A 13,171-nucleotide genomic window follows, 5' to 3' on the forward strand; every position below is an offset into this window, starting at 1 on the left:
TCTATTCGCTTTTTTGCTCGACATTGCTGCTCTGGAGATGCCATGACTGTTTCCGACTCCCCCTCCGCTCAGTCCCTTTCCACTATGGCGCCATCCCCCGAGCTTGTCGATGACGTGCCCGCCTATCTCGAAGCGGTGGGTAAGGCGGCGCGCAAAGCGGCGAGCCAACTGCGCAGTGCCAGCACCGAGGTCAAAAACCGGGCGCTAAACGCTATTGCAGCGCGCCTGAATGGCGCCCGGGAGAGCATTCTTGCGGCCAACCAGCGCGACCTGGAAAAGGGCCGCGTAAGCGGCCTCGACGCCGCGCTCTTGGACCGTCTGGCGCTTGATGATGGGCGCATCGACGCCATGCTCGAAGGGCTCAAACAGGTGGCGGCGCTGCCCGATCCGGTAGGCGAGGTGAGCGATCTGCGCTACCGCCCGAGCGGTATTCAGGTGGGCAAGATGCGTGTGCCGCTCGGCGTGATCGGCATCATTTACGAGTCGCGTCCCAACGTCACCATCGAGGCGGCAAGCCTGTGTCTCAAATCGGGCAACGCCTGCGTGCTGCGCGGCGGCTCGGAAGCCAGCGAAGCCAACGCTGCTCTCAGCGCGTGTATACAGCAGGGCTTGGCCGATGCAGGGCTTTCGTCAGGCTGCGTTCAGGTCATCGCCACCACCGATCGCGCCGCCGTAGGCGAGATGATTCGCATGCCCGAGTACATCGATGTAATCATCCCGCGCGGCGGCAAGTCGCTGATCGCGCGTATTTCACGCGAAGCGCGGGTGCCGGTGATCAAGCACCTCGACGGCGTCTGTCACGTCTATATCGATACTACCGCCGACCCGGCCAAGGCGCTTGCTATCGCGGTCAACGCCAAGACTCACCGCTACGGCACCTGCAACACCATGGAGACGCTGTTGATCGATGCGCCGGTGGCCGATTTGCTGCTCCCCGAGCTTGCCCGGGCCTACGCCGAGCACCAGGTTGAGCTGCGTGGCTGCGAGCGCACCCGTGCGCTGCTGCCCCAGGCGCTTGCTGCCAGCGAAGAGGACTGGCAGGCCGAGTACCTCGCCCCGGTGCTCGCCATTCGCGTGGTCGACGGCATTGATGAAGCAATGGCGCATATCGAGCGCTATGGCTCGCACCATACCGATGCCATCGTTACGCAAGATTACGCCCTGGCGCGCCGTTTCATGGCCGAGGTCGATTCGAGCTCGGTGATGGTCAACGCCTCGACGCGCTTTGCCGATGGCTTCGAGTATGGCTTGGGGGCAGAAATCGGTATCTCTACCGATAAGCTTCACGCCCGGGGGCCAGTTGGTCTAGAAGGACTCACGACGCAAAAGTACGTGGTTTTCGGTGACGGCCAGGTGCGTCAATGACTCAAGCTGTTGCGCGCATTGGCATGTTCGGCGGCACCTTCGACCCGGTGCACCTAGGGCACTTGCGCAGCGCCGTCGAGCTGCGCGAAGCCCTGATGCTCGACTGCGTACACATGATTCCCGCACCGAGCCCACCTCTGCGCGGCGTGCCACAGGTGGACGCCAGCCAGCGCTTGGCGCTGCTCGAGGCTGGGGTGGGCGATACACCGGGGCTCAAGGTCGATGCTCGCGAGCTCGACCGCGTAGGCCCCTCCTATAGCGTCGATACCTTGAGCGAGCTACGCGCTGAGTATGGCCCGAGCGCGCGGCTGGTGATGGCCGTGGGTGTCGATGCGTTTTCGCGCTTTGCTCAGTGGGAGCGTCTCGAAGCGCTGTTCGAGCTGGCCCACGTAGTGGTCATGGCGCGGCCGGGTTACGACACGCCCTGGAGTGACGCGCTTCGGGAACTGCTCGGCCATCGTGAGGTCGATGACGTGGCTGCGCTGATGGCATCTCCCAGTGGCGGTATTTTGGTGCTCTCGCTGCCGTCGCGTATCGATGTGTCGGCGACCGAACTGCGCGAGCGCTTGGCCGATGGGCGCAGCGTACGCTATTTGCTGCCCGACGCCGTCGAGCGCGCCATTGTGGCGCAAAAGCTTTACCGCCGGTGACGATTGCGCTGGTAGTCATCCAAGAAGCCGTTACAATGGCCGCCTTTTACGACGCTTGAATAGCGGGGATACCTTCGAAAGATATGCAAATCGATACCTTGAAGCAGTTAGCACTCGATGCCCTGGATGAGCTCAAAGCGCGTGACGTCACTCAACTCGACGTTGCCAAGCTGACCGACGTGACCGATCTCATGATCATCGCCAGCGGCACTTCGACGCGCCACGTCAGCGCTTTGGCGCAGAACCTGGTCGAGCGTGCCAAGCAGGAGGGCTATCGCCCCCATGGCGTTGAGGGCGGTGACAATGCCGACTGGGTGCTGGTCGATCTGGGCGACGTACTGGTCCATGTCATGCTGCCCGAGGCGCGTGCGCTTTACGACCTCGAACGCCTATGGGCCGATCTGCCCAGCGATGCCGAGACGCTCGAGCGGACCGAGCTTTCATGAAAATCCGCCTGCTGGCGGTAGGCACCAAAATGCCCGCCTGGGTCGAGGAGGGTGTTGAGACCTACCGCAAGCGATTGCCGCGTGATTTTAGCCTCGAGATCGAGGAGATCGCGCTCGGGCAGCGAGGCAAAAATGCCGACGTGGCCAAGGCGCGAGCCCAGGAAGCGCAGCGTATTCGTGACCGGCTGCGTGGCGACGAGTTCATCGTTGCCCTTGAGGTCAAGGGCAAAGCGTGGACCACCGAACAGCTCGCCTTCGAAGCCGGTGAGTGGCGCATGCTGGGGCGCGATGTCGTGTTGTTGGTCGGTGGCCCCGATGGTTTAGCGCCCGAGCTTTCGGCCATGGCCGATCGCAAATGGTCGCTCTCGGCGCTGACGCTGCCGCATCCGCTGGTGCGTATCCTGCTCGCCGAGCAGCTCTATCGCGCTTGGACGCTGCTGGTAGGGCACCCGTACCACCGCTGACCGGATTCGTTGTATCCCGACGAGGCCGATAGCAACACGCCATATAGCGATACGCAGTACCGATGTGCATGGGCCTGGCCCGTTGTTAGATTCGAGAGTTTTGCTGAGAGTTTTTTGCTGTTATGCCCAAGCGCCCAGGTACGCTGAAAAATCCCGAGCAGGAACTACGCATTTTTCGCATTCGGGCGCTGTTGGCGGCGCTGGTGGTCATCGTGCTCACCAGCCTGCTGATGGGGCGGCTGTTCTATCTTCAGGTTACCCAGCACGAGATCTATACCACACGGTCGGAAAAAAACCGCGTGCGTATCGAACCGCTGCCGCCCAACCGCGGGCTGATTTATGACCGCAATGGGACGCTGCTGGCGGAAAATCGCCCCACCTACAATCTCACTCTGGTGCGCGAGCGCGTCGATGACCTCGATGAAACATTGAACCTGCTGGTTGAGTTGCTCGACGTGCCCGACGAAGAGGTCGAGGCGTTTCAGCAGCGCTCGCGTCAGCGCCAGCGGCCGTTTCAGCCTGCTCTGCTGATGAGCGATCTCAACGAAGAGCAGATTGCTAATATCGCCGTCAACCGCTACCGCCTGCCGGGTGTCGAGGTCGAAGCGCAGCTATTGCGTTACTACCCCGACGCCGAGGTGATGGCCCATGCCTTGGGATACGTTGGGCGTATCAATGCCGAAGAGTTGGCCGAACTCGACCCTGGCCGCTACGCTGGTACCCACTTCATCGGCAAGACTGGTATCGAACGCTTCTACGAAGACGAGCTGCATGGGCAGGCGGGCCTGCGTAAGGTCGAGACCAACGCGCGCGGGCGCGTGCTGCGCGAGCTAGGGCGCGTCGACCCGGTGCCGGGTGAGAATTTGACCCTGACCCTTGATGAAAACCTTCAGCGGCTCGCCTACGATCTCTTGGAAGGGCGGCGCGGTTCCATCGTCGCCATCGCCCCCGCCACGGGTGAGATTCTTGCCATGGTCTCGACACCGGGGTTCGACAGCAATCAGTTCGTCACCGGCATCGACTTTGCTTCCTACCGTGCGCTGCAAGAAGATCACGACTTGCCGCTGTTCAACCGCGCCATTCGCGGTCACTATCCCGCCGGTTCGACCATTAAGCCCTTTTTGGCCTTGGGTGGGCTGGTCGAAGGCGTCATTACACCGGATCGCGTCATCAACGACCCCGGCTATTATCAGTTGCCCAATGATACCCGCCGCTACCGTAACTGGCTGCGCTGGGGTCATGGGCGTGTCGATCTCGAACGCTCTCTAGCGGTGTCGAACAACACTTATTACTACTCGCTGGCCCACGAGATGGGCATCGACCGGATTCATGAGCAGATGAGTGGTTTTGGCTTCGGCCAGCGGGTGGGGTACGACATTCAGGGCGAGAGTAGCGGCCTTTTACCGTCACGAGAGTGGAAACGGGCGCGCTACAACCAGCCGTGGTACCCCGGCGAAACGCTGTCGGCGGGTATCGGTCAAGGCTATTGGCAGGTGACCCCGCTGCAGCTGGCGGCCGCCACCGCCACGCTTGCCAATCGCGGCCACTGGGTGCGCCCGCGTCTGGCGCTGCGCATCGGCGATGAGCCCGTGCCGCGAGATCTACCGGGCACGCTACCCGACATCGAGCTGGAAAACGATGCCTGGTGGGATCGCGTCTACAACGGGATGGAGAAAGTGCTCACCGGTAATGAAGGTACCGCACGGCGTACCGGTGTCGGCCTTGAATATCGTATGGGCGGAAAGTCGGGTACGGCGCAGGTCTTTTCGCTCGGTCAGGATCAGCGCTACAACGCCGATGAGCTCGCTGAGCGGCTACGCGATCATGCACTCTTCATCGGCTTTGCACCCATCGAAGACCCACAGATCGCGGTATCCGTGATCGTCGAGAACGCAGGCGGCGGCAGTACTCATGCGGCACACTTAGCGCGCGCCATGACCGATGCTTGGCTGCTCGAAGACGAGGCGCCCGAGGCCGAGGAAATACGCGAAACCCTCGAACATGACAACGGCCGCGTGGAGGGCAACTAAGATGGCGCTGGACAAGCTAATGCGCGCGCTGCGGGGGCATCCCGTGCGCCCGCCGCAAAGCGGTATCAAACGGCGTAAGAGCATCTGGGAGCGCATCCATATCGACCCATGGCTTGTCGGGCTTTTGATGCTGCTCATGGTGGCTGGGCTCTTCGTTCTCTATAGCGCCTCGGGCCAGCGTATCGAAAGTGTCATTGCCCAGGGCATGCGCTTTGGCCTGGCGCTTGGGGTCATGCTCTTCGTTGCTCAGCTGTCACCCTCTACCTTTCTGCGCTGGGCACCGCTTGCCTATGGCTTGGGTATGGCGATGCTATTGGCCGTGGAGATCGCCGGTGACATCGGCATGGGGGCCAAGCGCTGGCTCGAAATTCCTGGTGTCATTCGCTTTCAGCCCTCGGAGATGATGAAGCTGGCAACGCCGATCATGGTGGCGGCCTATCTCAATCGCTGCCAGCTGCCGCCAAGGCTCCGCGACATCGCCGTGTGCGGGGCGATCATTGGGGCGCCGGTGGTGCTGATTGCCATTCAGCCCGATTTGGGCACATCGCTTCTCGTCGCCAGCGCCGCTGCTATCGTCGTGCTCTTGGCCGGTCTTTCCTGGCGGTTGATTGGCTCGCTGGCAGTGCTGGCAGGGGCGGCGTTGCCGCTTTTGTGGATGAACATGCACAACTACCAGCGCCAGCGTGTACTTACCTTTTTGAATCCGGAAAGCGACCCGCTGGGGTCTGGGTGGAACATCATTCAGTCTACTACCGCGATTGGCAGCGGTGGTCTCTGGGGGAAGGGCTGGCTTGAAGGCACTCAGTCGCAGCTCGAATTCTTGCCCGAGCGGCATACCGACTTCATCATCGCCGTACTTGGTGAAGAGTTTGGGCTGGTCGGGATGCTGGCGCTCTTGACGCTCTACATCGTCATCGTTGGCCGAGGGCTGTGGCTTGCCACCAGCGCTCAGGAGACGTTTAGCCGTTTGGTGGCAGGCTGTATCATTCTTACTTTCTTTATCTACGTGTTCGTGAACGTGGGCATGGTCAGCGGCATTTTGCCGGTGGTAGGCGTGCCGCTACCGCTCGTGAGCTACGGGGGCACGTCGAGCGTGACCTTGATGGCAGGATTTGGCATCTTGATGTCGCTGCATGCACACAGACGACTGCTGCCGCGCTGAGTCGCGGTGGTAACGAACAGGCCCTACACAGGAGTGGCGATGTGAAAATCGGGGTAGCGGGAAAAGTGGTCGGTAGCCTTGCGCTGGCAGGGTGGTGTAGCGCGGGCTGGGCACAGGAGGCGCATTTTTCGCCAGCGCAGAATGCCGACGTAGAGGCGTTAGTCAGCGAGCTGAGTGACGAGGGGCTGCCGCGCGATTGGCTCGAAGATGCCATGTCCCAGGCTACTTTCGAACAGGGCGTACTGGATGCCATGGCCGGTGCCGCTGAGCGCCGTCTGCGCTGGTTCGAGTACCGCGACATCTTTCTTACCGACGAGCGCATCGAGCAAGGGGCCGCGTTCATCGATGCGCATAAAGACGCCATGCAGCGCGCCGAAGAGACCTACGGTGTGCCCGCCGAGGTGATCGCCGCGATTATTGGGGTGGAAACCTATTATGGGCGCTTCAAAGGTAACCATCGTGTGCTCGACTCGCTGGCGACGCTGGCCTTTCACCACCCCCAGCGTGGGCGCTTCTTTCGCGGCGAACTGGCGGCCTTTCTTGCCATCACCCACGAGCAGCACGTCGATCCAGACTCGGTCTACGGCTCTTACGCCGGGGCCATGGGCTACCCGCAGTTCATTCCCACCAGCTACCAAGCCTATGCCGTAGATTTCGACGGCGACGGCCTGCGCGATCTTTGGGAGAACCCCGTTGACGCGATCGGTAGCGTAGCCAACTACTTTGCCGAACACGGCTGGCAGCGCGGTGAGGCGATCTATCATGAAGCCGATGGCCCCGAAACGCTTCCCGACGCGCTTGCCTTCAATCAGACGTCGCGGCCAACCACTACCGCTGATCAGGCGGCCAACGCAGGCGTGGTCTCGCACGATACGCTTGCCCCTGAGCTAGCCGTAGTGCCCCTGGCACTTGAGATGAGCGATGATACGCGCCGCTACCGTCTGGGCGAATTCAACTTCTATGTCATCACCCGCTACAACCATAGCCACCTCTATGGCATGGCCGTCACCGAGCTGGCCGAGGCGATCCACCAACGTGTCGAGGAGGCGTCATGAGCGTCATCAAGCAACGAACGGGGCTTGCCGTCGCCCTGGCGGTTCTCATCAGCGGCTGTGCGGGCCAGCAGCAAACCCAGCGTGTAGCCTCCGACGATACGGATTTTCCTTCCGCCAGTACGCCGAGTTCATCCAGTTCGGCCGCGAACGATCGCCAAACGGCGGGCGGTCGCTACGCCATGAGCGGCGATGCCTATCCCGTCGAGCCGCCCGACGTCACCCAGGTGCCTGATGCCGAGCCGCGTATCGAGCCGCGCTCCTCGGCAGGCAATCGCTCCACTTACGAGGTATGGGGCGAGACCTACCACGTACTGCCCGATGCGCGCGGCTATACACGCCAAGGAACGGCCTCCTGGTACGGTGAAAAATTCCACGGTTACGCCACGTCTAACGGCGAAATCTACGATATGTACAAAATGTCGGCGGCGCACCGCTCGTTGCCGCTGCCGACGTTTGCGCGGGTGACCAGCCTTTCCAATGGTCGTTCGGTGATCGTTCGCGTCAATGACCGTGGCCCATTTCACAGTGACCGCGAGATCGATCTCTCTTACGCTGCCGCAGCGCGCCTGGGCATCCTCGACAACGGTACCGGTAGGGTCAAGGTCGAGGCCATCGACCCCGAGCGCTGGGTGGCGGGTGACCGCAGCATTGCGCCTGCCACGCCAGCGGCGCAGCCTGTACAAACATCGGCGCCACCGTCGCCCTCCGCTGCTGCGTCTGCCACCACGCCAGCCAATGCGCCTGCGTCCCCACCTACGGCGGGCACGATGTTTCTCCAGGTGGCAGCGGTTGGAAATCCTGAGAGCGCCCAGCAACTGCGTACGCGCCTGCAGAGTGAGCTGCCCCACGATGTACGAGTGGAGAGTAGCGGTGGCGTCTATCGCGTTCAGGTGGGGCCGCTGAGTGCCGCTCAGGAGACTCCGGCGCGTAACGCATTGCGTCAAGCGGGCTTCCCGCAGGTCTTTGTTGTGCGATAATGTTCGCCCCAAGTTTTGTGTCTGTTTTTTTACGTTAGTGAGATGCCCTTAATGAATGCCGTAATGTCCCTGTTTGCCTCCGCCAAGCGTTATTTGGCCGTGGCTGCCGTTGTGGTCGTGATACCAGCCACCACTATCGCACAACCAGCGGTTCCGCAGCCTCAGGCGCCCCAGCCACAGACGATCATTCCCGCGCCGCCGCAGATCGCTGCGCACTCGTGGATTTTAATGGACGCCAACAGTGGACGCATTCTGGCTCAGCACAACGCCGACGAGCGCGTACCGCCTGCTAGCTTGACCAAGTTGATGACCGCCTATTTGGTCGAGCGCGAGCTCAACCGTGGCACCATCAGTCTCACCGATATGGTCAATATCAGTGAGAATGCTTGGCGTATGGGCGGCTCGAAAATGTTCATCGAAGTGGGCGATCGCGTCTCGGTAGAAAACCTTCTGCACGGTATCGTTATCGTATCGGGTAACGATGCAAGCGTAGCCATGGCGGAACACTTGGCTGGCGGCGAAGGCCCCTTTGCCGATCTAATGAACCAGCACGCCGCACGATTGGGTCTCAACAATACCCATTTCGAAAATGCCACGGGCCTGCCGGGTGAGCATCACTACTCCAGCGCCCATGACATGGCGCTGCTGGCTCAGCACATCATCAACGACTACCCCGAGCACTACTCGATCTACTCTGAGCGTAGTTTTTCCTATGGCGGTATCGATCAGCCCAACCGCAACCGTCTGCTCTGGCGTGACCCGAGCGCCGATGGTCTGAAAACGGGGTGGACGACCGAGGCGGGCTACAACCTCGTCGGCTCGGCCATTCGCGACGATATGCGCCTAATTTCGGTCGTCATGGGCACCAACTCCGAAGAGGCGCGTGCGCAGGAAACGCAAAAGCTTCTGAGCTACGGTTTCCGTTTCTTCGAAACCATGAAGCTCTATGAGCGCGGTGCCGTTCTGGCCACGCCTCGCGTATGGGCCGGTGAGAGCAATCAGGTGCGTATCGGCGTCGATGATGAGGTCTACATGACCCTACCGCGTAACCGTAACGACGAGCTGCGCGCGCGCCTCAACCTGCAGTCAGATCTGCAGGCGCCGATCGCCGTAGGCGATCAGGTAGGCACTCTCGAAGTCTATCTGGGCGATGAGGTAGTGGGTGAGCGTCAGCTGGTCGCCCTGGAGGCAGTCGAGGAGGGGGGGCTCTTCAAGCGCCTGTTCGACCAGGTGCGCCGCTTCTTCAGTAACCTGATCAGCAACTTCACCGACTGATCGGGTGCTGACCCGGGTTGCTTTTGCACACTTTGGGCACCATATTCGCAATGGCTCAGGCGCTGTCCTGAGCCATTGCGTTTCGCGGCACTGGCTCATTGCGCTTCACCTCCATTTGCCAATGCCGCTATGTTCAAAGAAGGGCTACTTCCCATCAGTCGTCATGTTCGACGGTAACTAGGTTTTAAAGCAACTAGGCTTCAAAGCAACTAGGCTCCATAGTAACAAGGTTCAAAGACAACCATGTCCAAAGGTAACAAGAAGGGGTTTCACAAAGGCGCGCAGCAGGGCTTTCGCGATATGCGTCGCCCGGCTGCCCCTGTAACCCAAGCAGGCGTCAACGCCAAGATCACCTTTCCTTGCGACTACTCGCTCAAAGTCGTCGGCGACGCTGCTGAAGATTTTGCTGCCAGCGTCTGTCAGGTCGTGATTCGCCATGCCCCCGATCTCGATGCCACCAAGCTCGAGGTTGTCGATAGCCGCAATGGCCGCTTTCAGTCGGTGCGTATTACCATCCGTGCGACCGGCGAGCAGCAGCTCAACCAGCTGTTTCTCGATCTCAAAGCGACCGGTCGCGTTCACATGGTGGTGTGATTCATGACGCTGCCTGCGATTGAGCTCTACCACTTGGGGCGTAAGCCTTACCACCCGGTGTGGGAGGCCATGCGCGCGCTCACCGATAGCCGCGATGGCGATACGCCGGATCAGTTCTGGCTCGTCGAGCATGACCCCGTATTCACTCAAGGCCAAGCGGGTAAGCCCGAGCACGTTTTGATGCCGGGCGATATTCCGGTGGTGCAAACCGACCGTGGTGGCCAGGTAACCTACCACGGGCCGGGGCAGGTCGTGCTTTATCCTCTGCTCGACGTCAAGCGCGGGCGGCTCGGCGTGCGGCAACTGGTAACGGCACTGGAAGAGGCGGTGATCGATGTGCTGGCGCACTATGGAGTGAGCGCCTACGCCAAGGCGGAGGCGCCGGGGGTTTACGTCAAAACGCCTGCCCAGGAAGCCAAGATCGCCTCGCTTGGGCTGCGTATTCGCCGGGGGGCGAGCTTTCATGGCGTGGCGTTCAATGTCGATGCCGACTTGAGCCCGTTCGAACGTATCAATCCCTGTGGTTACGCGGGTATGCCGATGACGCGTTTGAGCGATGTGGTAATGCTCGAGCGCCCTCAAGAGGTAGGGTTTAAGCTTGCCCAGGCCTTGGCGGCGCGGCTAGAGCGTGGACTGGTCGATACGTCGGGTTTACCTAAAGGTCTCTGAGAATAAAGTCAGCCGATACTAATGAAAAGGCCCTGGTGCATGTGCCAGGGCCTTTTCGTGCGAGCCATCTTAACTAACGCACTTAGCCGACGTTGATCGCTGCGATGCGGTTGGTGTCGACTTCCTGGCCCGGTACGCGGGCGGGGGAGGCGAGCCCCAAGTTGTTCTTCTCGAACACCCGGTCGGCGCGGTAGCTCGAGCGAACGAGCGGCCCCGAGGCGACTTCCATGAAGCCTTTTTGCAGTCCCAGCTGACGGTAGTCTTCGAACTCTTCGGGCGTAACGTAGCGCTCGACCGGCAGGTGGTTCTTGGTGGGGCGCAGGTACTGACCGAGCGTGACGATATCGACGCCAATGGCGCGTAGCTCATCGAGCGTCTGGATGATCTCGGCATCGGTTTCACCCAGCCCCAGCATCAAGCTCGTTTTGGTGAGAATGTCGGGGCGGTACGTTTTGGCGTAGGCGAGTACATCGAGGGTCTTACGATACCCTGCACGCGGATCGCGCACGCGATGTGTCAAACGCTCCACGGTTTCGACGTTCTGGGCAAAGACTTCGAGGCCAGAGTCGAGTACGCGTTCGATGGCCTGGCGCTCGCCATCGAAATCAGGTGTCAATGCTTCGACCACCACGTGGGGCGTGCGCGCTTTGATCGATTGAACGCACTTGGCGTAGTGGCTAGCGCCGCCGTCAGGAAGATCGTCCCGGTCGACCGAAGTGAGAACGATATAGCGCAGGCCCATGAGCTCGACCGACTTGGCGGTGTTCTCGGGCTCTTCGCGGTCGAGCCACCCCTTGGGGTTACCGGTGTCTACGGCGCAGAAGCGGCAGGCGCGGGTACACACCGAGCCCATCAGCATGATGGTAGCAGTGCCGTTGCTCCAGCACTCACCCATGTTGGGGCAGTGCGACTCGGCACAAACGGTGCTCAGGCGGTGGGTAGCAACGTTACGCTTGACCGCCTCGAAGCGATCACCTGCGGGAATCTGGGCACGCAGCCATTTGGGCTTACGCTCGAGCGGAGGGCTCTCCTGCTCGACCTTGCGCTGCTTGATGCCATCCTTGATCACCGTCATGCCGTGTTCGTTGCGGAATTTACCGCCGCTGGGGACACGCTGTGAGGTGTTGTCGCTCATAGTCGAAGAGCCTCTACTATGCGGTGGGGTTGGCGAAGGCGCTGTACCGAGCGCGACGCCACACGCCCAACTCAACAAGTAATGTGATACCTATATTGCTTGCTACATATCGCATCGCTTCGTATCGCATCAATGCACGCCGTTTCACGACGAAAACGCGTTGCGCTCTAGATGCTGCGACAAGTCCCAGCGACACTAGTTATGCGACGACACTGGTCTGCGACATGGCCCTGCAACATAAGTCTTATGTGCTTAATGTAACATATGCAGCTATGCCGAGGACACCGCCCGAGGGTCGAATCAGCTACTGCTAGCGCTTGGGCGGACGACGGGAAGACAGGCAACGCCGTGGCTTGGAAGCGGGTCGAGCGGCGCCTGGAAATGGCGCTGCACATCGGCGCGCTGTTCGCGTAGAAAACGCAGGAACAGCTCGGCGGCGGGGGTGGGTAAGCGCTCCCGACTCTGCACCGCACACCAGGGTCTGCGAATGGGAAAGCCGGGAAGCGTAAGCTCGCTAAGAAGCCCTTGCGCGAGCTCCAATTGCACGGCCAGTCGTGGCAGTACGGCGACGCCCAAATGCGCCATGACGCCTTGCTTGACGGCTTCATTGGTGCCCATCTCGATACGGTGCGCTAGTGCTACCTCCTGGCGCGCAGCGAGCTGTTCGAAAGCGTTGCGTACTCCCGAGCCCGCCTCGCGCATCAGTACGTAGTGGCGGGCGAAGTCGGTAAGCGTAGGGCGCGGCATCGTCAGCAGCGGATGGTCTGGCCAGACCAACGCGATTAGCTCGTTATCGAGCAGCGGCGTGACCAGTAAGCGCTCATCCTCGGGCACCATGGCCATGACCACGATGTCGTCCTGCTGCTGCGCCAGGCGCTCGAGAGCCTGACGTCGGTTACACACCTTCAGACGCAGCTGAATGCCTGGATACTGGGCGCGAAAGCGGGCAAGCAGATAGGGCACGACGTACTGCGCGGACGAAACCGCAGCGATGTTCAACTCGCCGCTGATGTTGCCATCGAGATCGTCGAGGCGCATCTGCAGGCGTGCAAGCTGAGCAAAGATTTCGCGCGTCGAAAGGGCCAGCGTATCGGCGGCAGGCAGTACGTAGAGCGTTTTGCCCGCGTAGTGAAAAAGCGTCTGGCCCAGGGCTTGCTCGAGCTGGCGCACCTGAGCGCTAACCGCGGGCTGAGTCAGGCCGAGCTCGTCGGCGGCGCGTGAGTAGGAGCGCCGACGATAGACCGCCTGAAATACCTGTAGCTGGCGAAAGGTGAGGCGATTGAGCAACGCCGGTGACGACATAACGACCTCGAAAAAAACGACGCAGTGCGCGTTGAAGGCGCTCTATC

13 protein-coding genes are annotated in these 13,171 nt (G+C 61.1%); 11 read left to right on the forward strand and 2 right to left on the reverse strand.

What is annotated here, in order from left to right:
• Nucleotides 1-84: 84 nt before the first annotated feature.
• The 11 genes from LLY24_RS08765 (at nucleotide 85) to lipB (ending at nucleotide 10,687) form a co-directional block, all read left to right on the forward strand.
• Complete coding sequence (locus LLY24_RS08765; protein WP_259035973.1) at nucleotides 85-1,365, forward strand: glutamate-5-semialdehyde dehydrogenase; 1,281 nt, start codon at nucleotides 85-87, stop codon at nucleotides 1,363-1,365.
• Nucleotides 1,362-2,015, forward strand: a complete 654-nt coding sequence (gene nadD, locus LLY24_RS08770; RefSeq protein ID WP_259035901.1) for a nicotinate-nucleotide adenylyltransferase — start codon at nucleotides 1,362-1,364, stop codon at nucleotides 2,013-2,015. The genes LLY24_RS08765 and nadD overlap by 4 nt, the downstream gene beginning before the upstream one ends.
• Nucleotides 2,016-2,098: 83 nt before the next feature.
• The gene (rsfS, locus tag LLY24_RS08775) at nucleotides 2,099-2,461 is read left to right on the forward strand and encodes a ribosome silencing factor (RefSeq protein ID WP_259035902.1); all 363 of its coding nucleotides are present in this window, start codon (nucleotides 2,099-2,101) and stop codon (nucleotides 2,459-2,461) included.
• Nucleotides 2,458-2,925: a 23S rRNA (pseudouridine(1915)-N(3))-methyltransferase RlmH gene (rlmH, locus tag LLY24_RS08780; protein ID WP_259035903.1), complete on the forward strand. Its 468-nt coding sequence runs from the start codon at nucleotides 2,458-2,460 to the stop codon at nucleotides 2,923-2,925. The genes rsfS and rlmH overlap by 4 nt, the downstream gene beginning before the upstream one ends.
• A 122-nt stretch (nucleotides 2,926-3,047) precedes the next feature.
• On the forward strand, nucleotides 3,048-4,955 hold the full coding sequence (mrdA, locus tag LLY24_RS08785) for a penicillin-binding protein 2 (protein ID WP_259035904.1): 1,908 nt from the start codon (nucleotides 3,048-3,050) through the stop codon (nucleotides 4,953-4,955).
• Nucleotide 4,956: 1 nt separating this feature from the next.
• The gene (gene rodA / locus LLY24_RS08790) at nucleotides 4,957-6,117 is read left to right on the forward strand and encodes a rod shape-determining protein RodA (protein ID WP_259035905.1); all 1,161 of its coding nucleotides are present in this window, start codon (nucleotides 4,957-4,959) and stop codon (nucleotides 6,115-6,117) included.
• A gap of 47 nt (nucleotides 6,118-6,164) precedes the next feature.
• Entirely contained in the window at nucleotides 6,165-7,172 is a 1,008-nt protein-coding gene (mltB, locus tag LLY24_RS08795) for a lytic murein transglycosylase B (protein WP_427854552.1), read from the forward strand.
• Entirely contained in the window at nucleotides 7,169-8,149 is a 981-nt protein-coding gene (locus LLY24_RS08800) for a septal ring lytic transglycosylase RlpA family protein (RefSeq protein WP_259035906.1), read from the forward strand. The genes mltB and LLY24_RS08800 overlap by 4 nt, the downstream gene beginning before the upstream one ends.
• 51 nt (nucleotides 8,150-8,200) lie before the next feature.
• Nucleotides 8,201-9,424 (forward strand): D-alanyl-D-alanine carboxypeptidase family protein, encoded by a 1,224-nt coding sequence (locus LLY24_RS08805; protein ID WP_259035907.1) that lies wholly within the window; start codon nucleotides 8,201-8,203, stop codon nucleotides 9,422-9,424.
• Nucleotides 9,425-9,667: 243 nt separating this feature from the next.
• Entirely contained in the window at nucleotides 9,668-10,018 is a 351-nt protein-coding gene (locus tag LLY24_RS08810; RefSeq protein WP_427854550.1) for an HP0495 family protein, read from the forward strand.
• Nucleotides 10,019-10,021: 3 nt separating this feature from the next.
• Entirely contained in the window at nucleotides 10,022-10,687 is a 666-nt protein-coding gene (lipB, locus tag LLY24_RS08815; protein WP_259035908.1) for a lipoyl(octanoyl) transferase LipB, read from the forward strand.
• 82 nt (nucleotides 10,688-10,769) lie between these two features.
• On the opposite strand, the gene lipA is transcribed toward lipB, so the two are convergent.
• Nucleotides 10,770-11,822, reverse strand: coding sequence for a lipoyl synthase (gene lipA, locus LLY24_RS08820; protein WP_259035909.1), 1,053 nt, complete (start codon nucleotides 11,820-11,822; stop codon nucleotides 10,770-10,772).
• Between the two features lie 300 nt (nucleotides 11,823-12,122).
• On the reverse strand, nucleotides 12,123-13,124 hold the full coding sequence (locus LLY24_RS08825) for a LysR family transcriptional regulator (protein ID WP_259035910.1): 1,002 nt from the start codon (nucleotides 13,122-13,124) through the stop codon (nucleotides 12,123-12,125).
• Nucleotides 13,125-13,171: the final 47 nt, after the last annotated feature.

The sequence above is a fragment of the Halomonas dongshanensis genome (genome assembly GCF_024790395.1).
Lineage (GTDB): Bacteria > Pseudomonadota > Gammaproteobacteria > Pseudomonadales > Halomonadaceae > Vreelandella > Vreelandella dongshanensis.